This window comes from Streptomyces coacervatus, from assembly GCF_029223485.1.
GTDB classification, from domain to species: Bacteria; Actinomycetota; Actinomycetes; order Streptomycetales; family Streptomycetaceae; genus Streptomyces; species Streptomyces coacervatus.
On record NZ_JARHTP010000010.1, the window covers coordinates 166,869 to 189,911 of the forward strand.

Annotated in this window: 18 protein-coding genes; 8 read left to right on the forward strand and 10 right to left on the reverse strand. The window is 69.9% G+C overall.

Features of this window, described 5'->3' with window-relative positions:
- Positions 1–159 precede the first annotated feature (159 nt).
- On the forward strand, positions 160–771 hold the full coding sequence (locus P2Q00_RS25125; RefSeq protein ID WP_275774970.1) for a LysE family translocator: 612 nt from the start codon (positions 160–162) through the stop codon (positions 769–771).
- On the opposite strand, the gene P2Q00_RS25130 is transcribed toward P2Q00_RS25125, so the two are convergent.
- Entirely contained in the window at positions 768–1,814 is a 1,047-nt protein-coding gene (locus P2Q00_RS25130) for a chitinase (protein WP_275774971.1), read from the reverse strand. The genes P2Q00_RS25125 and P2Q00_RS25130 overlap by 4 nt on opposite strands.
- Positions 1,815–1,978: 164 nt before the next feature.
- Here P2Q00_RS25130 and P2Q00_RS25135 point away from each other — a divergent pair, with 164 nt between their 5' ends.
- Both P2Q00_RS25135 and P2Q00_RS25140 read left to right on the forward strand, forming a co-directional pair.
- Positions 1,979–2,989: an aldo/keto reductase gene (locus tag P2Q00_RS25135; RefSeq protein WP_275774972.1), complete on the forward strand. Its 1,011-nt coding sequence runs from the start codon at positions 1,979–1,981 to the stop codon at positions 2,987–2,989.
- A gap of 26 nt (positions 2,990–3,015) precedes the next feature.
- Positions 3,016–3,609, forward strand: a complete 594-nt coding sequence (locus P2Q00_RS25140; RefSeq protein ID WP_275774973.1) for a TetR/AcrR family transcriptional regulator — start codon at positions 3,016–3,018, stop codon at positions 3,607–3,609.
- Between the two features lie 83 nt (positions 3,610–3,692).
- On the opposite strand, the gene P2Q00_RS25145 is transcribed toward P2Q00_RS25140, so the two are convergent.
- The 4 genes from P2Q00_RS25145 to P2Q00_RS25160 form a co-directional block, all read right to left on the reverse strand.
- Positions 3,693–4,436, reverse strand: coding sequence for a hypothetical protein (locus P2Q00_RS25145; protein WP_275774974.1), 744 nt, complete (start codon positions 4,434–4,436; stop codon positions 3,693–3,695).
- A 48-nt stretch (positions 4,437–4,484) separates the two neighbouring features.
- Positions 4,485–5,633, reverse strand: a complete 1,149-nt coding sequence (locus P2Q00_RS25150) for a serine hydrolase domain-containing protein (RefSeq protein ID WP_275774975.1) — start codon at positions 5,631–5,633, stop codon at positions 4,485–4,487.
- An 81-nt stretch (positions 5,634–5,714) separates the two neighbouring features.
- Positions 5,715–5,921, reverse strand: coding sequence for a hypothetical protein (locus tag P2Q00_RS25155; protein WP_275774976.1), 207 nt, complete (start codon positions 5,919–5,921; stop codon positions 5,715–5,717).
- A gap of 127 nt (positions 5,922–6,048) precedes the next feature.
- Positions 6,049–7,476: an MFS transporter gene (locus P2Q00_RS25160; protein ID WP_275774977.1), complete on the reverse strand. Its 1,428-nt coding sequence runs from the start codon at positions 7,474–7,476 to the stop codon at positions 6,049–6,051.
- A 101-nt stretch (positions 7,477–7,577) separates the two neighbouring features.
- On the opposite strand from P2Q00_RS25160, the gene P2Q00_RS25165 reads away from it, so the two are divergent.
- Positions 7,578–8,468 carry a helix-turn-helix transcriptional regulator gene (locus tag P2Q00_RS25165; protein ID WP_425579611.1) on the forward strand — a complete coding sequence of 297 codons (891 nt, stop codon included), beginning with the start codon at positions 7,578–7,580 and terminating at the stop codon, positions 8,466–8,468.
- Between the two features lie 68 nt (positions 8,469–8,536).
- Here the strand turns inward: P2Q00_RS25165 and P2Q00_RS25170 are convergent, their stop codons facing one another.
- On the reverse strand, positions 8,537–9,982 hold the full coding sequence (locus tag P2Q00_RS25170) for an MFS transporter (protein ID WP_275774978.1): 1,446 nt from the start codon (positions 9,980–9,982) through the stop codon (positions 8,537–8,539).
- Positions 9,983–10,046: 64 nt separating this feature from the next.
- Between P2Q00_RS25170 and dusB the strand changes: the two genes are divergently transcribed.
- Positions 10,047–11,201 carry a tRNA dihydrouridine synthase DusB gene (gene dusB / locus P2Q00_RS25175; RefSeq protein WP_275774979.1) on the forward strand — a complete coding sequence of 385 codons (1,155 nt, stop codon included), beginning with the start codon at positions 10,047–10,049 and terminating at the stop codon, positions 11,199–11,201.
- 31 nt (positions 11,202–11,232) lie between these two features.
- On the opposite strand, the gene P2Q00_RS25180 is transcribed toward dusB, so the two are convergent.
- The 3 genes from P2Q00_RS25180 to P2Q00_RS25190 all read right to left on the reverse strand — a co-directional run bounded on the left by P2Q00_RS25180 (position 11,233) and on the right by P2Q00_RS25190 (position 16,723).
- On the reverse strand, positions 11,233–12,972 hold the full coding sequence (locus P2Q00_RS25180; protein WP_275774980.1) for an LTA synthase family protein: 1,740 nt from the start codon (positions 12,970–12,972) through the stop codon (positions 11,233–11,235).
- Positions 12,973–13,268: 296 nt separating this feature from the next.
- Positions 13,269–15,206 (reverse strand): amylo-alpha-1,6-glucosidase, encoded by a 1,938-nt coding sequence (locus tag P2Q00_RS25185; protein ID WP_275774981.1) that lies wholly within the window; start codon positions 15,204–15,206, stop codon positions 13,269–13,271.
- The gene (locus tag P2Q00_RS25190; protein ID WP_425579610.1) at positions 15,203–16,723 is read right to left on the reverse strand and encodes an MGH1-like glycoside hydrolase domain-containing protein; all 1,521 of its coding nucleotides are present in this window, start codon (positions 16,721–16,723) and stop codon (positions 15,203–15,205) included. Before P2Q00_RS25190 ends, P2Q00_RS25185 begins: the two co-directional genes overlap by 4 nt.
- A gap of 119 nt (positions 16,724–16,842) precedes the next feature.
- Here P2Q00_RS25190 and P2Q00_RS25195 point away from each other — a divergent pair, with 119 nt between their 5' ends.
- The gene (locus P2Q00_RS25195; protein WP_275774982.1) at positions 16,843–18,039 is read left to right on the forward strand and encodes an ROK family protein; all 1,197 of its coding nucleotides are present in this window, start codon (positions 16,843–16,845) and stop codon (positions 18,037–18,039) included.
- Positions 18,040–18,445: 406 nt separating this feature from the next.
- Entirely contained in the window at positions 18,446–21,166 is a 2,721-nt protein-coding gene (gene ppdK, locus P2Q00_RS25200) for a pyruvate, phosphate dikinase (protein ID WP_275774983.1), read from the forward strand.
- A gap of 158 nt (positions 21,167–21,324) precedes the next feature.
- Here ppdK and P2Q00_RS25205 read toward each other — a convergent pair whose 3' ends face one another.
- Positions 21,325–21,864, reverse strand: coding sequence for a DUF4232 domain-containing protein (locus P2Q00_RS25205; RefSeq protein ID WP_275774984.1), 540 nt, complete (start codon positions 21,862–21,864; stop codon positions 21,325–21,327).
- A gap of 190 nt (positions 21,865–22,054) precedes the next feature.
- On the opposite strand from P2Q00_RS25205, the gene P2Q00_RS25210 reads away from it, so the two are divergent.
- A complete protein-coding gene (locus P2Q00_RS25210) occupies positions 22,055–22,981 on the forward strand; it encodes an oxidoreductase (protein ID WP_275774985.1) in 927 nt (308 codons plus the stop codon).
- Positions 22,982–23,043: the final 62 nt, after the last annotated feature.

Here is a 23,043-nt window from a genome sequence, read left to right on the forward strand (position 1 = left end):
CGGGCGTCTCCGGGGGCTGCCGCCCCCAGGCCCCCGCTTCGGCCCTTGAGGGGCCTCGTCCTCAAACGCCGGACGGGCTGAAAAATACCCATGGTGGCCCCCGATACAGGCCTTGCATTGGTCCTGTATCGGGGGCCGCCCCATGGTCAGGCTGGGCCCATGAGCCTCGCCTTTCTCCTCACCACCCTCGTTGTCGTCGCCACCCCCGGCACCGGCGTCGTCTACACCCTCGCCGCCGGACTGTCCCGTGGCCGGCGCGCGAGTGTGGTTGCGGCCTTTGCCTGCACGCTCGGGATCGTGCCGCATGTGCTGGCCACCGTCACCGGGCTCGCCGCGCTGCTGAACGCGAGCGCGGCGGCCTTCCAGATCCTCAAGTACGCCGGTGTCGCCTATCTCCTCTATATGGCGTGGGCGACGGTGCGGGACAAGGACGCGATCCTCGTCGAGGAGGAGGGCGCCCCGGACTCGGCGGGGCGCGTGATCGTGCGGGGCGTGCTCGTCAACATCCTCAACCCCAAGCTGACGATCTTCTTCTTCGCGTTCCTGCCGCAGTTCGTGGACCCGGGCCAACCGCACGCGCTGCCAAGGATGTTGGAGCTGAGCGGCGTGTTCATGCTGGCGACCTTCGTCGTCTTCGCCGCGTACGGGATCCTCGCCGCCTCGGTCCGCAGCCACGTCACCTCACGACCGCGTGTGATGGCGTGGCTGCGGCGGAGCTTCGCGGGGTCGTTCGTGGCGCTGGGCGCGAAGCTGGCGCTGACCGCGCGTTAGCGGCCCTGGAGCGACTTCACGTTGTCGCCGAACGTCCAGTTCTTCGAGCCGTCCCAGTTGATCGACCAGGTCATCAGGCCCTTGAGGGATGTGCCGTAGTGGTTCCAGGCCTGGGAGACCAGGGAGGGTGACAGGTAGCCGCCGCCCGCGCCCGACTGCGCGGGCAGGCCCGGCACCTGTTTGTCGTACGGCACCTTGATCGTCGTACCCTGTACGACCAGCCCCTTGTTGAGGCAGTCCGTCTGGGCCGTGAAGCCCTGCACCGTGCCCGCCTGGTACGAGTCGCCCGAGCAGCCGTACATGCTGCCGTTGTAGTACTGCATGTTCAGCCACCACAGGCGGCCGTTGTCCGCGTACTTCTTGATGATCGGGAGGTACGCGCCCCAGATCGAGCCGTAGGTGACGCTGCCGCCGGTGACGTAGGCCGTCTCCGGGGCCATGGTGAGGCCGAAGTTCGACGGCATCTGCGCCAGGACTCCGTCGATGATGCGGATCAAGTTGGCCTGGGAGGTGGAGAGTTGGGTGATGCTGCCGCTGCCGACCAGGCCTGTCTCGATGTCTATGTCGATGCCGTCGAAGTTGTACTTCTTCAGGATCGGGACGATCGTCGAGATGAACTTGTCCGCCACTGCGGTCGAGTTGAGGTCGATGCCGGCCGTCGCGCCGCCGATCGACAGCAGGGTCGTCTGACCGGACGCCTTTGCCGCGCACATCTCCGCGGGTGTCGCCACCTTCACGCCCGCGTCCATGCCGTCCTCCCAGAGCGCTGTGCCGTCCGAACGGATCACCGGGAAGGCCGCGTTGATCACGTTGTAGCCGTGGGCTGCGATGCGGGAGTCGGTGATCGGGGTCCAGCCGAAGGGCGGGTGGACGCCGTTGGCGGAGCCGTCCCAGTTCTCCCAGTAGCCCTGGAGGACCTTGCCGGACGGCCGTGACTTCACGGCGCAGGTGTCGGCCGCGGACGCGGTGGCGGCGACGGGGAGCTGGGCGAGACAGGCGGTCGTCAGTGCGGCTGCGAGCAGGCGCAGGGTGCGGCGGGGCATACGGGCCTCCCGGTGGGGGTGCGGTGAGGTGTCGTAGGCATGACAGTGCTCTGGTCCAGACCTCTCGTCAATAGGTCTGGACCAGTAAGGAGCGTGCGTGGCGAAGTTGGAATGACAGCTGACAGATATTGAAATCTGTCAGTCGTCATGTCAGGGTGGGGTGCATGACGATGCGAACCCGAAACCTCGGAACCACCGGGCCTCAGGTCTCCGCCCTCGGCCTCGGCTGTATGAGCATGTCCCCCGCGTACGGCGAGTCGGACCGGACGGAGTCGATCGCCACCATCCACGCCGCCCTCGACGCGGGGGTGACGCTGCTCGACACCGGCGACTTCTACGGCATGGGCCACAACGAGATGCTGATCGGCGAGGCCCTGCGTTCGGCCCGCGCCGAGCTGCGCGAACGGGCCCTGCTCAGCGTCAAGTTCGGCGCCCTGCGCGGCCCGGACGGCGGATGGATCGGCCACGACGGCCGGCCGGCCGCGGTCAAGAACTTCGCCGCCTACTCCCTCCAGCGCCTCGGCGTGGACCACATCGACGTCTACCGGATCGCACGCGTCGACCCGGACGTGCCGATCGAGGAGACGGTCGGCGCCATCGCGGAGCTGGTCGAGAAGGGGTACGTGCGTCACATCGGCCTGAGCGAGGCCGGCGCGGCCAACATCCGGCGGGCGGCCGCCACGGCGCCCATCGTCGACCTGCAGATCGAGTACGCGATCATCACCCGCGACATCGAGCGGGAGATCCTGCCGACCACTCGTGAGCTGGGCATCGGCATCACGGCGTACGGCGTGCTCTCCCGCGGGCTGCTGTCGAACACCTTCACCCGGGACCGACAGCTCGCGCCGACCGACTTCCGTGCCCACTCGCCCCGCTTCCAGGGCGACAACCTCCAGCGCAACCTGGATCTGGTCGAGGCGCTGCGGAAGATCGCCGACGGCAAGGGAGTCTCCGTCGCGCAGATCGCCATCGCCTGGGCGCTCTCGCGCGGCGAGGACATCGTGCCGCTGGTCGGCGCCCATTCCCGCGAGCGGCTCACCGAGTCGCTGGGCGCGCTGGACGTGACGCTCGACGCGGCCGATCTGGCGGCGATCGAGGAGGCCGTGCCGGCGGACGCGGCGGCGGGGGCGCGCTACCCGGCAGCGCAGATGGCGAGTCTCGGCACCGAACAGTGATCCTGGCGCCGGGTACCGTCTAGGACATGGCAGCGACCTCCCCGACCCTGACCGCCGAGCGCATCCTCGAAGCGACCGAGGAGGTGCTGCGCCGCCATGGACCGGCCAAGGCCACCGTGGTCGACGTGGCCCGTGCGCTCGGCGTCAGCCATGGCAGCGTCTACCGCCACTTCCGTACGAAGACGGCGCTGCGGGAGGCGGTGACGAAGCGGTGGCTGGACCGTACGACCCAGGTGCTCGCCGATGTCGTCGCGGACGGGGAGCGGAACCCGGAGGCCCGGGTGCGCGAGTGGTTCGCGGTCCTGTTCGCCGCCAAGCGCCGCAAGGCGGGCCTCGACCCCGAGCTGTTCGCCACGTACACGGTGCTGGCCGGGGAGGCCGGCGAGGTGGTAGGCGGGCATGTCGCTGAGCTGACCGGCCAGTTGACCGAGATCGTGCGCGCCGGCGTCGAGGGGGGCACCTTCACCGTCGACGACCCGGAGATCGCCGCCCGCGCCCTCTTCCAGGCCACGGCCCGCTTCCACGACCCGGGTTACGCCAAGGAGTGGGAACAGCCGGGCGTGGAGGGGGAGTTCGAGGCGGTCGTGGATCTGCTGGTCCGGGGCCTGCGCGCGCACTGAAGGGGCGCGGGGAACTGCGCGACCAGCCACGATGGCGCCGCAGACGAAACACGGCACATCGTGGCACCCCCCCCGCGGAGCGCTCAGCAATGGCAGAGCACGTCGACGACGACGGCTTCGGCGGGAAGGCTGTCGAGACAGCCATTCGCCCGCTCCCAGTAGCCGGAGGCATCCGCGTCCATCCACGTACCGTCGAGCGTGAGCAGCGCGAACCCCGGCACCGCGCACCGGACCGCCGCCTCCCGGATCTCGTCGTGCTCCTGCGCGAAGTACGCGACCGGGTCGTTGAGAAGGAACGACATACCGAAGTAGGGGTCGTCGCCCGCGACGGCCCGTTGCGCCACCGCCTGCACCAGCGGCTGGAGCAGATGGTCCCTCTTGGCGTCCTCCATGGAGTAGCCGTCGGGATCGGACTCGTGGCGGGCGACGAATTCGGTCAGCGGGCGGGCCGGGGGATGCTGCGCGGTCAGTTCCTCCCAGGCGGCGCGCAGGGCGTCGTGCCGGTGTGCCTCCCGCTGTCGCATGGCGTCGAAGTCGAGCAGGCCTCGGGGCCCGCCGTAGCACTCCAGCGGTCCGAGGGGAGTGAGACCGGGGTCCCTGCCCGGGACGGTGGAGGCCCTGATGAGCTTGCGGTTGCGTGCGTGGGCCGGCAGGGCGAGGTAGGGGCTCTGCGTATTGGCGTCGGTGGCCCACCAGTCCCACTGGCCCACCGGGTTCCGGTCGTCGGTGAGGTTGTGGTCGTACGGCGCCATGGCGGCCACTATCGCCTGCCCGAGCTTGCGGAGCTTGGTCGGTGGCAGGCACACCGTGGCGATGAACTTGGTCATGCGCGGGATCGTAGAGCCGGCCCTCCGGAACCCACCCGCCGGGCCGGTCTAGCCGCCCGCCACGCACCGCCAGAAGTCCTGCATCACCGGCGTCGATGACGGGCTCGTGATCCCCGCCTGTGTCATCAGGATCGCCACCGTGCCGGTGGGCGGGGTGATGTGGGCCGTTGTGCCGGTGCCGCCGATCCAGCCGTAGCGGCCGGGGACGTTCCAGGGGTCGGCCGGGGTGACGTCGACCTGGCCGCCGTAGCCCCAGCCCTGGCCGTCCAGGAAGAGGGTGACGGCGCTTCGCTGCTCGGCGGTGAGGTGATTGGTGGTCATACGGCTGACCGAGGTGGCGGAGAGGAGACGGTGGCCGTCGGGGGCCGTGCCGGCGTTCAGGAGCAGGCGGGCGAAGGCGAGCCAGTCGTCGGCCGTGGAGACGAGGGCCCCGCCGCCCGAGGGGAAGCGCGGGACGCTGCTCCAGTCGCCGTCCGGAGTGTCCGTCAGGTGCAGGGTGCCGTCGGCGGCCGGGGCGTAGGACGACGTGAAGCGGTGCCGTTTCGACGACGGGACCTCGAACGCCGTGTCCTTCATGCCCAGCGGTTCGAAGATCCGCTCCGCGAGGAAGTCGGGGAGCGTACGGCCCGACGCGCGGGCGATCAGGATGCCCTGGAGGGCGGACGAGGTGCCGTAGAGCCAGGCCTCGCCCGGCTGGTGCAGCATCGGCACCTGGGCGAGCAGGCCCAGCCAGGTGTCCGGGTCCGGCCACTCGTGGAAGGGGCGGTCGTGCCGCTGCACCGAGAGCAGGGCCTGCATGGCGGGCACGGAGAAGTTCTCGGAGAGGCCCCAGCCGGTGCGGGAGCTGAGCAGGTCCTCGACGGTGATCGGGCGGGAGGCCGGCACCACGTCCTCCACGGGAGCCTCGGGCGTGCGCACGACCAGCGGCTTCGCCAGCTCCGGGAGCCATTCCTCGACCGGTGCGTCCAGGGTGAGCACCCCGTCCTCCACCAGCATCAGCACGGCCGCCGCCGTGATCGGCTTGGTGAGGGACGCGATACGGAAGATCGAGTCCCGCGCCATCGGGGCGGTGCCGTCGGTGTCCACCGAGCCGACGGTCACCACCTCGACGTCGTCGCCGCGGGCCACGAGGGCGACGGCGCCCGGGACGGTGCCCCGGTCGACGTGCTGTTGCAGGATGTCGTGCAGAGCGTTCATCGGTCGGCCTTCCGGTCTGGGCGGTCGTCCTGTGTACGACTCCCACGGCGACGGAAAGTCATCTCCCGCGGTGCGGGAAAGTCAGGCCTCCGCCGGATCGACGGTCGCCTGATGGGCCTCGGCCAGGTGCTCCTCCGCCTTCAGCCAGGGCATGAACTGGGCACCCTTGCGCCAGCCGCACGTGTCACATCTGATCGTGCGCTGCACTCCCGCGCGCTGCACCCGGACGACATGCTCGCGTCCGTGCTGGTCCCAGCGGCTCACCTTGCTCGTGTTGATCTCCAGCATGATGTCTCGCCTCCGGCAAGGAGTGTGCAGCAAGACCAACATCAACAGGGGGTCCGCCATCGCGAGTTGACCAAGCCGTAGCCGATCCCACACAGGATCGCGCCGGCTCGCGCGGATCCATGGGCTCTCAGCCGATGGTGCGCGGCAGACGCAGGCTCAGCAGGCCGGTCAGGACGATGCAGCCCAGCTGGGTGAGGAGTGTGATGACCAGGGCGTCCCGCATGCCCGTCCCTGGGACGAGGGAGAGGAAGAGCGTGCCCAGAGCGGCGACCCCGAGGGCGAGGGCCGACTGCTGGGTGGTCATCATCACACCGCTGCCGACGCCGGCCCGGACGGGCTCCACCTCGGAGAGGACGACCCGGTAGATGATGGGCAGTTGGAGCGCCTGGCCACCGCCGGCGAACACCGCTCCAGGGAGCAGTTCGACCAGGCCGAGGTCCGGCCAGGAACGCCAAGCCGCCAGCGCCATCAGGCCGATGCCGAGCCCCTGCAGCAGCGCGCCCGCGGTCACCACCCGGGTGCCGTACCTGGCCACCAGCCGCGGCCCGGCGAGCGAGACGAAGAAGAACACGACGGCCATGGGGGCGAGCGCCAGGCCCGCCTGTACCGGCCCGAGCCCCGCACCCCGCTGCAACGCCACCGCGATCACGAACATGAACCCGCTGAAGCCGATGGAGAAGGGCAGGATCATCACCAGTCCGCGGCGGAGCGACGTGAGCGCGAACAGGCTCGGCGGGACGAGGGGCGTACGGCCCTGTCGGTCCGCCCGGCGTTCGACCGCGTAGAAGGCCGCCGTCAGGAACGGGAACGCCGCCAGCGACAGCCACGTCCACAGCGGCCAGCCCGCCGAGCGGCCCTCGGTGAGCGGGGCCAGCAGGGCGAGGAGGGAGGCGGTGAGGAGGACTGTGCCGGGCCCGTCGACGGGTTCCGGGTGCTGCGAGCGGGTCTCCGGTACGGCACGGGCCGCCAGGACAAGTCCTACGACGACCACGGGGACGTTGACCAGGAACACGGACCGCCAGCCGGTGCCCGCAATGTCGGCGGCCACCAGCACCCCGCCGAGGATCTGCCCGGCCACCATGGACAGCCCGGCCGTGGCGCCGTACAGGCCCATGGCCTTCGCCCGGCGCTGCCCCGCGGTGGCCGCCTGGATGGTGGCGAGGATCTGCGGCAACATCGCGGCGGCCGACGCGCCCTGCGCGACCCGGGCCGCCACCAGCGTCCAGGCGGTGGGCGCCAGCCCGCATGCCAGCGAGGTCAGACCGAAGGCCGCCATCCCGCCGAGAAAGAAGCGACGGCGTCCGAACAGATCACCCAGCCGCCCTCCGAGGACGAGCAGCACGGCGTACGCCAACCCATAACCGGCGACGACGAGTTCGAGGACGGACTCGCTCGCGTGCAGGTCGTTGCCGATGGTCGGCAGGGCGACATTGACGATGAAGAAGTCGATGAGAGGGAGTGCCGCTGCGAGCAGCACGGTGAAGAGCCCGAGGCCGCCGAGCGAGGGTGTCCCGGCCGGCGATCGGACGGTGCGTGTAGCGATGGTTTCGGTCACGATTATGAGACTGCGCCCGCTCCCAGACGGGTACCAGAGTCTCCTTATCCTGGTAGAAGCAGTACCTGGAAACAGGTTCCGCCCGGCGGCAGGCTGGAGGCATGACCACCATGGCCCAGGAGACGGCCCAGGAAACGACGACTCTGCGCTCGCGCAACACGGGCGCCCAGGTGCGGCGCCACGAACTGGCGGCCTTCCTGCGCCACCGCCGCGAACACATCACCCCGGAGCAGGTCGGACTGCCCCGCGGCCGCCGGCGCCGCACGCCCGGCCTGCGCCGCGAGGAGGTCGCGCAGCTCGCCGCGGTCGGCGTCACCTGGTACACGTGGCTGGAACAGGCCCGCGACATCCAGGTCTCCGTCCAGGTCCTGGACGCCCTGGCCCGCACCCTGTTCCTCGACGCCACCGAGCGCGCCCACCTCTTCCAGCTGGCCGGAGCGGTCGACCCGACACCGGCCCTGACCTGCCCATCGGTGACACCCGCGCTGCGGGCCATGCTGGAGCAGCTGGAGCCGTACGCCGCGAGCATCCAGAACAGCAGGTACGACATCCTCGCCCACAACCGCACCCTCGGGCTGCTGCTGTGCGACCTGGAGGAGGTACCGCCCGAGGACCGCAACTGCATCCTGCTGTCCTACACCAACGAGGACTGGCGCAACTCGATCGTGCACCTGGAGGAGACCCGCCGCCTGATGGCCGCACGGCTGCGAGCCGCCATGGCCGGGCATCTGGGCGAGCCCGCCTGGAAGATGCTCCTCAAGCGACTGCGCGAATACCCGGAGTTCTGCGAGGCCTGGGAACGGCACGAGGTGGTCGTCCAGCACAGCAAGCGCAAGGAGTTCCTCAACCTCCTCGTCGGCCGCGTGGTCGTCGACCAGACCGAACTGTGGCTGGGTCCCGAGGTCGGCTCACGCATGGTGACGTACGTCCCGGCGGACGAGGAATCGAGGGTGCGGATGGAGAACCTGCACAAAATAGCGCTGGGCAGGTAAAGCGCCCTTTGCTTTTAAGGGGCGCGGGGAACTGCGCGACAAGCCCCCACCGACCCGCACCCGCCCAACTACGCACGGACCCCAGTGGGTTGGCGCACCTCGGCTGCCTGAAGCCTTTCAGCCGAGCGCTCAGCCGTACGCCGAGCCCAACGCCCACTCGTAAGGGCGCCCAAGGTCAGCACAGCGACCCCGCACCCCACAAGAATCCACCACCCCGGCACGGAAGCCGACACGAACACGTCCTTGTACGACGAGGCCCCCACGCCGGAGGCCAGCACCGCCCCCACCACCGCGACGCCGAGCGTCTGCCCCACCTGCCGGCTGGTGGACGCAACCGCGGCGGCAACCCCCGCCTGGGCGCGCGGCATCCCCGACACCGCCGTATTCGTGATCGGCGCGTTCACGAACCCGAACCCGACCCCGAACAGCACGTACGCAACGAACAACGTGACGTTCGACGTCTCCGCCTCGAACCCGGCGAGCAACACCGCGCTCGCCGTCATCGCGACGCCGGCGACAAGCAGCGGCAGCCGCGGCCCCCGGCTGCCGACCAGCCGCCCGGACAGCGGAGCGCACAGCAGCGTCGGCACCGCCATCGGCAGCATCCACAGGCCCGCGTGCAGGGCGTCGTACCCGCGCACGTTCTGCAGATACAGCGTCGACAGGAACAGGAACCCGCCCAGCGAGGCGAACGCGCTGATCGCGATCACCGTCGCCCCGCTGAACGGCACCGACCGGAAGAACCGCAGGTCGATCAGCGGTTCGGCGCGACGGGGCTCGTACCAGAGGAGTCCCGCCAGCGCGGCCACCGCGACCGCGACGAAGGGAACCACGTAGGCGGCGCCCGAGGCCGGGGCCTGGATGATGGCGTATGTCAGGGAGCCGAACAGGGCGATCACCAGGAGCTGCCCGACCGGGTCGGGGCGGCGGGCCTTGGGGGCGCGGGACTCGGGGACGTAGCGCAGGGTGAGCAGCAGGGCCGCGAGGCCCACCGGCAGGTTGACCCAGAAGATCGAGCGCCAGCCGACCGACTCCACCAGCAGCCCGCCGGCGATGGGGCCCGCGGACATCGAGATGCCGACGACGCCGCCCCAGACACCGATCGCGCGGGCGCGCTCGGCCGGGTCCGTGAAGGTGTTGGTGATGATCGACATGGCGACCGGGTTGAGCATCGAGCCGCCGACCGCCTGGATCATGCGGAAGGCGATGAGCGAGTCGAGGTTCGGGGCGAGGGAGCACAGCAGCGAGCCCGCCGCGAAGACGATCAGGCCCGCCATGAAGACACGCTTGCGGCCGATGCGGTCGGCTGTGGAGCCGGACAGCATCAGCAGCGAGGCCAGTACCAGCGTGTACGCGTCGATGGTCCACTGCAGGCCGGCCGTGCTCGCGTGCAGCTCCCGCTGCATCGACGGCAGGGCGACGTTCAGAGCGGTGACGTCGAGGCTCACGATCAGCAGGCTCATGCAGCAGATCGCGAGGACCAGGAAGCGTCGGCGTTGGCTGAGCTCGGGCATGTGTGGATAGTACGCCTAACTAATGAATTTCGCTGCACCTCGTCCGGTACGTGAGAATGGGGGAATGCCCACGACCGCGCCCACGAAGAACACGACCCTGCAGATCGGGCCGCACGCCGTCCAGCCGCCCGTCGTCCTGGCCCCGATGGCCGGGATCACCAACGCGCCCTTCCGCACTCTGTGCCGGGAGTTCAGTGGTGGCAAGGGGCTGTTCGTGAGCGAGATGATCACGACGCGGGCGCTGGTCGAGCGCAACGAGAAGACCATGCAGCTGATCCACTTCGACGAGAGTGAGAAGCCGCGGTCCATTCAGCTGTACGGCGTCGATCCGGCGACCGTCGGCAAGGCCGTCCGCATGATCGCGGAGGAGGGCCTCGCCGATCACATCGACCTGAACTTCGGCTGCCCGGTCCCGAAGGTGACGCGCAAGGGCGGCGGGTCCGCCCTTCCCTACAAGCGCAACCTGCTGCGGGCCATCCTGCGCGAGGCGGTCTCGGGCGCGGGCGACCTCCCGGTCACCATGAAGATGCGCAAAGGCATCGACGACGACCACATCACCTACCTCGACGCCGGGCGTATCGCCGTCGAGGAGGGCGTGACGGCCATCGCCCTGCACGGCCGCACCGCCGCCCAGCACTACGGCGGCACGGCGGACTGGGAAGCGATCGCGCGCCTCAAGGAGCATGTGCCGGAGATTCCGGTGCTGGGCAACGGTGACATCTGGTCGGCGGAGGACGCGCTGCGGATGGTGCGGGAGACGGGTTGCGACGGGGTGGTCGTGGGCCGCGGCTGTCTGGGCCGGCCGTGGCTGTTCGCGGACCTGGTGGCGGCGTTCGAGGGGCGTACGGAGGACATCGCGCGTCCTGCGCTCCGCGAGGTCGCCGACATCATGGTCCGGCACGCCACTCTCCTCGGCGAGTGGATCGGTGACGAGTCCAAGGGTGTCGTCGACTTCCGCAAGCACGTGGCCTGGTATCTGAAGGGCTTCGCGGTCGGCAGCGAGATGCGCAAGCGCCTCGCGATCACGTCGTCCTTGGCCGAACTCCGTTCCGGACTGGACGAGTTGGACCTCGACCAGGCGTGGCCGAGCGGTGCGGACGGGCCGCGCGGGCGTACGTCCGGCAACAACCGGGTGGTCCTGCCGGACGGTTGGCTGAAGGACCCGTACGACTGCGCGGGGATCGGCGAGGACGCGGAGCTGGACACGTCGGGGGGCTGAGTCGCCGGAGCCAAGCAGCGCTCAGCGGCCGTCAGCCCTTCTTCGGGTGCGGAGTCGAGCCGTACGCCGTCAGGAACTTGTCGCGGAAGGCGCTCATCTTCCACACCGGGGCGTTGTGGGCCGGGCGCAGACCGTCCGTCCACCCCCAGCTGTCGATCTTGTCCAGGACCTTCGGGTCCTTGGCGACGATCGAGATCGGGACGTCGCGGCTGGCGTGGTTGCCGCTGACGCGGGCGATGGGCTGGTGGTCGCCGAGGAAGACCAGGACGGTGTTGTCGTTGCCGTAGCGCTCCAGCCACTGGGTGAGGGCCGTCACCGAGTACTGGACCGACTTGCCGTACTCCGCCTGGGACTTGGGCGAGCTGGCGATGATGTCCGAGGGCTTGTTGCCGGCCTTCTGGATGGCTTTGAAGATCGAGCCGTCGCCCAGGTCGTTCCAGGGGACCATCTTGGGGATCGGGGCCCAGGGCTGGTGGCTGGAGGTCAGGATGACCAGTGACATGAGGGGCTTGTTGCGCTTCTTGCTGTGCTCCAGGTTCTGGAACTGCTGGAGTGCGTACTGGTCCGGCATCGTCGACCAGCTGAACTTCGGGCCCTTGTAACCCATTTGGAAGGCGTTGCGGTAGGAGTCCAGGCCGTAGAACTTCGACTCCGGCCAGCTCTTCTGCACACCCGGCATGATGCCGACCGTGTCCCAGGCGCCCGTCTTCTTGAAGGCCTCGGTGAGGCTCATGTGGTCGCTCGCCATGAGGGTGCGGTAACGCTGTTGGTTGCTGATCCACAGGCCCGACATGGTGGTTGAGTGGCCGAGCCAGCTGCTGCCGCCGTACGTCGCGGAGGTGAGCCAGCCGCTCTTCGCGTGGAAGCCGGCCTTCGCGAGGGCCTTGGTGCGGGCGTCGAGGGTCGCGTCGACGCCGGGCGCCTCCACCGGGTCCTCGATCGCGCTGCGGCCGTAACTCTCGATGAAGGTGAAGAGCATGTCCTTGCCGCGCAGGTCGGGCAGCAGCTGGCTGCCCGGCGTGTTCCCGAACTCGTCGACCTTGGCCACCTTCTGGAAGGCTGCCTCGTCCCGGAGGGTGTCCCGCACCCGGACCGCCTGGACGGCGAGTGCCCCGGCCGTACGGTCGGACGCGAGCGGGACCCCGGCGATCTGCAGCCCCAGGGCGGAGCAGGTGACCCAGACGACGGTGGCGGCCAGGGTTCCCCGGGTGGCGATCTGCTTGTTCCGCGCGAGCAGGTTGCTGAGCCGCACCATCGCCAGCGCCATGACGCCGAGGACCACAAAGATGAGCACGAAGACCCCGATGGTGGCCGCGACCTCCACCGCCTTGCCCATCGAGTCCGCGATGTACGACTGCGCGTCGGGCAGCAGCTCCCAGTCCAGTACGACGTTGAAGGGCCGCCCCAGGTACTGCACGAACTCCATGTCCAGGATGTTCAGGATCACCATCGCCCCGAGCGCCGCCCCCGACAGCGCCGCCACCACCAGCCGGGGCCGACGCGGCAACACCAGCGCGACGGCCGCCCCGATGATGGCCTCCACGGGTATCCGCGTGAACCACCGGTCGGCCTGCAGCGTGGTCAGACGGTTCGGCAGCAGCAGCGCACCGAGGACGAGGACGGCAGCGAGAACCGTGATCGTCCACTGGGCGTTACGGACGGCCGTGGGGTGCCGGTCGAGCCGGCTCGTGAGGCGGGAGCGGAGACCGCCCTCGGGTGACGTGCCCTCCGTGCCGGTGTCGGTCGTATCCGACTGCTGACGAACGCGCATGAAGACAGGCACCCGAAGGTCCTTCCGTACGAGACCCGTGGAAAGGCGGCGGGCCAACGCTGGGGAGGCTGGGGGCCCGCCGACATGACGTACGGCGGGCCCACGGGACCTGTTCACGGCGTGAGGCAAACACCGGGCAAACGCCTGGCCAACGGTGCCGATTGTGCTTTTAGGGGCGCAGGGAACCGCCGGTCTCCCAGGGGCGCAGGGAACCGCCGGTCTTCAAGGGGCGCCGGGAACTGCGCGATCAACCACAACGAACCCGCACCCGCCACACAACCGCCCCGCCCGAGCTCTTACGCGCCCCCCACCGCCGTCAGCAAAGCAAGAGGCGCCGCCGCAGACCGAGACTCCCGAACACACGCGTGCGGATACGGCACCGGCTCCGCATGCGTATCCCGCCCATACCCCGCAATAACCTCCGGCAGCCGATGCCCGGCTGCCGTCGCCGCATCCACCAGCGCATGCGCCACCGTGCGGGCTTCGTCATGCAGCCCGTACCGCGCCAGCCCCAACGTGATCAGCGCGTTGTCGTGCGGCCACACCGAACCCCGGTGGTACGACAGCGGGTGATACGCCGCCTGCCCGGCCGCCAGCGTCCGTACGCCCCAGCCGGAGAAGAAGTCCGGCTCCAGCAGCCGCCGGCCCACGACCTCCCCGTACTCCTTGTCCAGCAGGCCGGACCAGAGCAGATGCCCGGCGTCGGAGGCCAGCGCGTTGACCTGGTTGCCCTCGCCGTCCAGTGCCAGCGCCGGGAAGCTGCGGTCCCGCATCCAGAAGTCCCGCTGGAAACGGTCCCGCAGATCAGCGGCCGCCTGCTCCAGCAGCGCCGCATACGTCTCGTCCTCCCAGACCGTGCGCGCCACCCACGCCGTGCGGCGCAGCGCGTCGTACGCGTAACCCTGGGCCCCCGCCGCCATGACCGCTCCGGTTGCGCGGGTGCCGTCCGCGGAGCAGATGGCGCCGGGGGAGTCCTTCCAGTTCTGGTTGGCGAGGCCGCCCTGGTCGGCGCGGTAGACCAGGTAGCCGCGTGAGGTCAGTCCGCCGTGGTCCAGCATCCAGCCGATCGCCGCGCGGGCGTGGGGTTCGAGGCGGCGGGCGAGGGTCGCGTCGCCGGTCTGCTCGACGTAGGCGCCGAGGAGGACGAGGAAGAGTGGGGTCGCGTCCACCGAGCCGTAGTAACGCCCGAACGGGACCTGGCCGAAGTGCGCCAGCTCGCCGTGCCGTACCTCGTGCACGATCTTTCCCGGCTGGGACACCGAGTCCGTGCCGGTCTCGGTCGCCTGGGTGGCGGCGAGGGCGGGGAGCGTGGCGGCCGCGAGCTGCGGGCGGTAGGGGAGGGTGAAGAGGGAGGTGAGCAGTGCGTCGCGGCCCAGCAGGGTCAGGAACCAGGGGGCTCCGGCGGCCGGGACGCGCAGTTGCTCGCCGTCGGGGCCGGTTGCCGGCACCTGGAGCGATGCCAGGTCCGCGAGGCCGCGGGCGCAGGCCGCCGCCAGCTCCGGCCAGCCGGTGGGGAAGGGTACGCCCTCCACGAACTCGCCCTCCAGGGCGAGGAGTTGCTCATTGGCGGCCGCGGGTGAGGCGGGAACCTGGGGGGCCTGAGTCATGCCGTGCGGACGGGCCGCCACCCGCAGTGCCAGCTCGGCCGTGCCGTGCGGCTCCAGCTCCAGGGTCCATACGAGGCGGCGCGCGCCCGTGCCCGTCTCCTCGACGCCGTCGGGGGCGGGCTCGGCCGTCACCGTCGTACCGGAACGCCATTCACCGCGCTGGTAGCTGAACTCCACGCCGTCGTCGAGGACCTTGCGGGAGCGGGTGGCGCCGATCTTGGTGTAGGTGCGGTGGTCGGAGCGCAGCTCGAACTGGTCGGTGAAGTCGGCGTCCGCGGTGACCGCGAGGCGGATCGTCGTCGGCACCGGGCGGTTGCTGGTGACCTTGAGGGACTCGATGAACGCACCGTCGGCGACGGCCTGTTCACGGAAGATCGTGTGCGCGGGCGGCTCCTGGCGGCCGCCGCGCGGCACGAGGACACAGCGAGCGGTGTCCCCGTCCGCGACCGGTGTGAGGGACTCCGGGACCGCGCCGTCGACCGTCAGCTGCCAACGGCTCAGATGCCGGGCGTCCCGCACGAACAACCCGTCCGGGGAGCCCGAGCCCCGGACGCCGCTGATGTCGCCGCCGTCGCCGACGGCCGCGAACGTACCGCCGTGCACGAGCAGATGATGCCGGTCCGTCATGCCCGGTCGCCTCCCCTGACTCCCTTGTCGCTCCTGCCGAAGTCACTTCTGTCGAACGTGCGGATGCCCGTGGGGGACACGCCGTGTCCGGGGCGCTCATGGAGCAGATCCAGCGCAAGCGCGGCGGTCCAACTGAACCCGGTTGCGCCGCATGCCTCACCGGTGAACGGGTCCACGTACTCCGCGAACCCGGAGCTGCCGGCGATGTCGAGGACGGCCTCCCGCAGCGCGTCGGCCCGCGTCTGCTCGCCGTGCGTGCGCAGCCCGCGCTCCAGCAGCCAACTCGTGTTGAACCAGGCCGGACCCCGCCAGTAGCGGTGCGGGTCGAAGGCCTCGCCGAGGAGGTCGTAGGAGGGAGCCAGGCGGGTCGCGCCGCCGAGGCCGAAGTGCGGACCGCAGGCCGTGCGGACCAGGGCGGCGGCCGTCTCGCGCGGGAGCGTGGGCAGGAGAAGGGGGACGAGGCCCGAGACGCTGCGCTCCGGGATCAGTTGCCCGTCACGCACGTCCCGGCAGAAGAACATCCCCTCCGCCGGGTCCCAGAGCCGGTCGAGCATCGCGTTCGTCAGCCGCTCCGCACGGGCGCGGCGGGCCGTGCCCGTCGCGCCCAGCTCGTGCGCGATCCGGGCCAGGGCGTGCTCGGAGGCGATGAGCAGGGCGTTGAAGGCCGGGTCCTCGACGGCGAATTCGGACGCGCCGTCGGCGTATCCGCCGTCCCGGTAGTCCGTCGCCAGCCGTACGTACCGCCCGTAGTCCAGATCCGTCGGCCGGTCCTCGGCCGCCCCGTGGTCCAGGTCGGCGCGGCGGAAGGAGCGGGCCGGGGCGGGGACGATCCGGCTCAACGGGGCGTCCCAGCAAGGGCTGTTGTCCATACCCTGTTCCCAGGGGTGGACGACCGAGGCGAGCCCGCCGCCGCCCAGGTCCCGCCGGTGCAGAAGGTAGCGGTGCCAGGCGGCCAGCCGGGGATACACGCGGGTGAGGAAGCCGCGCGCGCGTGACAGCCCCGGGTCCGCGCAGTGCACCAGCCAAGCCGCCAGCGCGTGCACCGGTGGCTGCACGATGCCGGAGGTCTGTACGGTGCGCGGGGCGCCCGCAGCGCGCCCCGCGGTCGAGGAGCGCCAGAAGTCGGGGCTCGGGAAGTACGCGTCGAGCGGTACGGAGGGGTTGAAGACGATGTGCGGGATGCGCCCGTCCCCCCACTGGGCGGACAGCAGCGTCTCCAGCTCCGTCTGCGCCCGTAACGGCGACAGATGCCGCAGGCCGATGGCGATGAACGCCGAGTCCCAGGACCACTGGTGCGGGTACAGGCCGTGCGAGGGCACCGTCGACATGCCGGTCCAGTTGCCCTCCAGCACCTGCGCGGCTCTGACGTGCAGCGAATGTGTCGGGGGTGGCGGATCGTATGCAACGCCCTCCGGGCCCGTGACCTCACCATGGCCGGAACGAGGGGGTGAGGAAATGGTGCGTACGGGTTCGAAGTGACCCGTGTTGCGGGCGGTGAGCTGGGTTGTGCGATCCACTCAGGGCTCCCCGAAGACGTCCTGCCGACCAGTTCGGCTGTGGCTACCGTAGGGTTACGTCTATTTAACACGCAAAACTCAATATGTAATGCAGGCTTGAGAAACACAAGGGGGTGCGCATGACCGGACGGAGCCAGGCCAGTGCCGGAGATCTGCTCGAACTGGTGCGAAGCGGGCGGGCGACCACGCGCGGCGCGCTCCAGCAGGCCACCGGACTCTCCCGGGCCACCGTCGGCCAGCGCCTCGACCGGCTCTTCCGTGCGGGCTGGCTGCGCGAGGGCGCCGGCGGCCCGGTCGACTCGCCGCTGGGCGGCCGCCCCTCCATCACCCTGGAGTTCGACGACGAGCACGCCGTCGTCCTCGCCGCCGACCTCGACACCCGCCACGCCCGCGCCGCCGTCCTCAAACTGACCGGCGAGATCCTCGCCGAACACGGCGGCACGCTCGTCGTCGAGGACGGCCCGGACGCCGTACTCGGCGAACTCGGCCGCTGGTTCGCCGAGTTGCTGGAGAAGGCGGGGCAGCGGGCGGAGACGGTCTGCGGCATCGGGCTCGCGGTGCCGGGCCCCGTCGACAGCGAGACCGGCCGGGTCGTGCAGCCGCCGATGATGCCGGGCTGGGACGGCTATGACATAAGAGGCCGCCTGGCCAGAGCCTTCACCGAGCACACGGGCGCCGGGTCGGTGCCGGTGCTGGTCGACAACGACGCGAACCTCATGGCGTACGGCGAACAGCGCACGGGATACGCCGACTGTTCGGCGTTCGTGCTGGTCAAGGTGTCGACCGGTATTGGTGCGGGGGTCGTGGTCGACGGCTCGATCTACCGGGGCATCGACGGGGGCGCGGGCGACATCGGGCATATCCGGGTGGGCGCGGAGGCGCTGTGCCGGTGCGGCTCCTACGGCTGTCTGGCCGCCGTCGCGAGCGGTGGCGCCGTGGCGCGGCGGCTGGCGGAGGCCGGGGTGCCGGCCGCGTCCGGCTCGGATGTGCGGGATCTGCTGGCGGCCGGGCATCCGGAGGCGGTCGGGCTTGCGCGGGAGGCGGGACGGCAGGTCGGGGACGTACTGGCGACCGTCGTCACGCTGCTCAACCCCGGGGTTCTGATGATCGCGGGAGATCTGGCCGGAACCGCATTCCTCACCGGCGTACGGGAGCTGCTGTACCAGCGGGCGCTGCCCCGCTCCACGGCCCATCTGGACGTCGTCACCTCGCGGCTCGGTGAGCGGGCCGGGCTGGTGGGGGCCGGTGCGCTGGTCGTGGAGTACCTGTATGCGCCGGAGCGGGTGGAGGAACGGCTGCTGGCGATGGGTATGTGACGTCCGCGTTTCTGTCCGGATACCGGTCCGCATGGTGAAATCCGGCCCCCTGTGGCAGCGTGATTCTTGCCACCCTTGATAAGGGTTGCGCTCAGATGAGCGGATCTTGGCTGGCTGCACTTCTCCAAGGGGTGGCACTCGGTGCCACCCCTTGATCGTTCATCGATCGAAAACAGATGTGCTGGCAGGCTGCTCATCTGAGCGTAAATCTGCACTGACGGGCGGCCTTGCGTTCAAGAAGTGAAAACATCCGCCTGTCTCTGCTTGCCAAGCTTTGACTTTCGATCCGGTGGCGGACGAGTGGTTACAGGCGCATGACGCGTGAGTGGACGTACCCAGACGCCTTTGATCTGGGTATGTTCCTCGCCGTCAGGGCAGCCACCGCGTCCTCGAGGGAGTCGAGACCGTGTCGGAAAACAAAGAACCCCACGTAGCGAAGTTCGTTTACGACTTCACCGAGGGAAACAAGGACCTCAAGGACCTCCTGGGTGGCAAGGGCGCGAACCTCGCCGAGATGACCAACCTGGGACTCCCCGTTCCCCCTGGCTTCACGATCACGACGGAAGCCTGCAAGGTCTACCTCGACAGTGGCGAGGAGCCGGCGGCACTGCGTGACGAGGTGAGTGCGCACCTCGACGCCCTTGAGGCTCGGATGAGCAAGAAGCTCGGCCAGGCCGACAACCCTCTGCTTGTCTCGGTCCGTTCCGGCGCGAAGTTCTCGATGCCCGGAATGATGGACACGGTCCTCAACATCGGGCTCTCCGACAAGTCCGTGAAGGGCCTCGCCGAGCAGGCCGGCGACGAGCGGTTCGCCTGGGACTCCTACCGGCGCCTCATCCAGATGTTCGGCAAGACCGTCCTCGGCGTCGAGGGCGACCTCTTCGAGGAGGCGCTGGACGCGGCGAAGGCGGCCAAGAAGGTCACCGTCGACACCGAGCTGGAGGCGGCCGACCTCAAGAAGCTCGTCACCAAGTTCAAGCGGATCGTCAAGACCGAGGCCGGCCGGGACTTCCCGCAGGACCCGCGCGAGCAGATGGACCTCGCCATCCACGCGGTCTTCGACTCCTGGAACACCGACCGCGCCAAGCTGTACCGCCGCCAGGAGCGCATCCCGCACGACCTCGGCACGGCCGTCAACGTCTGCTCGATGGTCTTCGGCAACCTCGGCCCGGACTCCGGCACGGGCGTCGCCTTCACCCGCGACCCCGCCTCCGGCCACCAGGGCGTCTACGGCGACTACCTGCAGAACGCGCAGGGCGAGGACGTGGTCGCGGGCATCCGCAACACGGTCCCGCTCGCGGAGCTGGAGCAGATCGACAAGAAGTCGTACGACCAGCTGATGCAGATCATGGAGACCCTGGAGAACCACTACAAGGATCTCTGCGACATCGAGTTCACCATCGAGCGCGGGCAGTTGTGGATGCTGCAGACCCGCGTCGGCAAGCGGACGGCCGGTGCAGCCTTCCGTATCGCCACGCAGCTGGTGGACCAGGGACTGATCGACGAGACCGAGGCCCTGCAGCGGGTCACCGGCGCCCAGCTCGCCCAGCTGATGTTCCCGAAGTTCGACGAAGAGGCCAAGGTCGAGCAGGTCGGCCGGGGTATCGCGGCCTCGCCGGGTGCGGCGGTCGGCAAGGCGGTCTTCGACTCGTACACCGCGGTGAAGTGGTCGCGTTCCGGCGAGAAGGTCATCCTGGTCCGCCGCGAGACCAACCCCGACGACCTCGACGGCATGATCGCGGCCGAGGGCATCCTGACCTCGCGCGGCGGCAAGACGTCCCACGCGGCCGTCGTCGCGCGCGGCATGGGCAAGACCTGTGTGTGCGGCGCCGAGGAGCTGGAGGTCGACACCAAGCGGCGCCGGATGACCGTGTCCGGCGGGCATGTGGTGGAGGAGGGCGACCTCATCTCCATCGACGGCTCCAGCGGCAAGGTCTACCTGGGCGAGGTGCCGGTGGTCCCGTCCCCCGTCGTGGAGTACTTCGAGGGCCGGATGCACGCGGGCGCCAACGACGCCGACGAACTCGTCGAGGCCGTGCACCGGATCATGGCGTTCGCCGACCGCAAGCGCCGCCTGCGGGTGCGCGCCAACGCGGACAACGCCGAGGACGCGCTGCGCGCCCGTCGCTTCGGCGCGCAGGGCATCGGCCTCTGCCGTACGGAGCACATGTTCCTCGGCGACCGCCGTGAGCTGGTGGAACGCCTGATCCTGGCGGACACGGACGCCGAGCGCGAGGAGTCCCTGAAGGAGCTGCTCCCGCTCCAGAAGCAGGACTTCGTGGAGCTGTTCTCGGCGATGGACGGCCTGCCGGTGACGGTCCGTCTGCTGGACCCGCCGCTGCACGAGTTCCTGCCGGACATCACCGAGCTGTCGGTGCGCGTCGCCCTCGCCGAGTCCCGCAAGGACCCGCACGAGAACGAGCTGCGCCTGCTGCAGGCGGTGCACCGCCTGCACGAGCAGAACCCGATGCTGGGCCTGCGCGGCGTACGCCTCGGCCTGGTCATCCCCGGCCTGTTCACCATGCAGGTACGGGCGATCGCCGAAGCGGCCGCCGAGCGCAAGAACGCCAAGGGCGACCCGCGCGCCGAGATCATGATCCCGCTCGTCGGCACGGTCCAGGAGCTGGAGATCGTCCGCGAGGAGGCCGACCAGGTCATCGCGGAGGTCGAGGCGGCGACGGGCACCCAGCTCAAGCTGGCCATCGGCACGATGATCGAGCTCCCGCGGGCGGCCCTCACGGCCGGCCAGATCGCGGAGGCGGCGGAGTTCTTCTCCTTCGGCACCAATGACCTCACCCAGACGGTGTGGGGCTTCAGCCGGGACGACGTGGAGGCCTCGTTCTTCACGGCCTACCTGGAGAAGGGCATCTTCGGAGTGTCGCCCTTCGAGACGATCGACAAGGACGGCGTCGGCTCGCTGGTCAGGTCGGCTGTGACGGCAGGCCGCGAGACCCGCCCCGACCTGAAGCTCGGCGTCTGCGGCGAGCACGGCGGCGACCCGGAGTCGGTCCACTTCTTCCACGAGGTCGGTCTGGACTACGTCTCCTGCTCGCCGTTCCGGATCCCGGTGGCCCGCCTGGAGGCGGGGCGCGCGGCCACGCAGTCGGCGGGCAGCGACCACCGGTAGGCAGTACGGCTTCAGGCCCTACGGCCACTGCTGGGCCGTAGGGCCCCTGAACCCCGGAGCCGTCGCCCGTCCCCGACCCTCAACACCGATGGGCGACGGTTCCGGACCACGAAAAAGGGCGGCACCCCTGTGCGGGGGGTGCCGCCCCTTCGTGCTGCTCAGAGGGCGCCCTGGGTGTTGACCGGCCCGACCTGGAACAGGTGGGAGCAGATCGTCCAGTGCGCCGGGACGAGGACTGCCTTGAACGACGCCGGCGGATAGACCCGCAGGTAGGTGCCGGTGCGCAGGCAGGGGCCGCCGATGGGGCCGTTGGTGGTGCGGATGACCGCGGAGACGGAGTGGGCGGGGGCCAGGGTGACGGTGGAGAACGGGCGGCCGCTGTGGGTGGCCGCCGGGCCGATCTGGCGGTGTGCGGTGTCCAGGACGCTGACGCCCGGGTAGCCGCGCAGGGTGCAAGCGGTGGCGCTGGTGTTGGTGAACCGGATCGGCCAGTAGAGCGAGCCCGCCGCACCTTCCTTGCGGCCCATGGAGAGGTAGAGGTCGCTCACCGTGCAGGTGTGCAGGCTGCTCGAAGCCGTCGCTGTCGGTGTCGTCGCCGCCGCGCCCCACGAGATTCCCGCGGTCGCGAGCGTGGTGAGGGCGGCGGTCAGGAGGGCGGCTCTGCCGCGCCGGGAGAGGTGCCGAGAGTGGAGAAACATGGCGCATCCGCCTCCATCGGGCGAATGGGTGGATGTGGGTTGTTCTGTTAGATGAGTTCCCAGCGGAAAAAGTTGTACCTGGTTGTAACAGCTTGTGCCTGGCCCTGCGAGGAGCCGCCGCAGGCCGTCTCGTACGTACGCTGGGAATTCACCCGCTGGGAATTCACCCGCTCACGGAGGGAGCCCGTCGATGTCCGGCTGGAACGAGAAGGCCGTCCCCGACCAGAGCGGCCGTATCGCCGTCGTCACCGGGGCCAACAGCGGGCTCGGGTATGTCGTCGCGCGGGAGCTGGCGCGCAAGGGGGCGCGGGTGGTGCTGGCGTGTCGGAGCGAGGTGCGGGGGAGTGCGGCGGCGGACCGGATCGTGGCTGAAGTGCCGGGGGCGATCGCGGAGTTCGCCCGCCTCGACCTCGGGGACCTGGGTTCCGTACGGGAGTTCGCGGCGTCGTATCGCTATGACTATCTCGACGTGCTCGTGAACAACGCCGGGGTGATGGCGTTGCCGTACGGGACGACGGCGGACGGGTTCGAGACGCAGTTCGGGGTCAATCATCTGGGGCACTTCGCCCTCACCGGACTGTTGCTGCCCACGTTGCTCGCCACGCGCGGCAGTCGTGTCGTGAGCGTCTCCAGTGGGATGCATGCGGTGGCCAACGTCGACATCGACGACCTCAACAGCGAGCGCCGGTACCGGCGTTGGATTGCGTACGCCCGGTCCAAGACCGCCAATCTGCTCTTCGTCCACGAGCTGGCGCGCAGGCTCGCGGAGCACGGCGCGGACGTGGTGGTTGCCGCGGCCCATCCCGGGTACGCGGCCACCAATCTGCAGGGTGCCGCACCCCGGATGGAGGGGCGCAGGCTCCGCGGGCGGCTGATGGACATCGGCAACCGGGTTGTCGCGCAGTCCGCGGAAGCCGGTGCGTTGCCCATTCTGTACGCCGCGACGGCACCGGGTGTGCGGCCCGACTCCTTCACCGGACCGTCGTTCATGATGTGGCGCGGGGCGCCTGCGGCGTCTTGGCGGGCGCCGTGGACGATCGACGATGCGGTGGGGGAGCGGCTCTGGGCCGCATCTGAACGGCTTACCGGGGTGGCGTACGACCAGTTGAAGGTGTGAGCGTAGTGATGAACCCGCAGGCCGGTGGGGGCTGGTCGCGCAGTTCCCCGCGCCCCTTATAG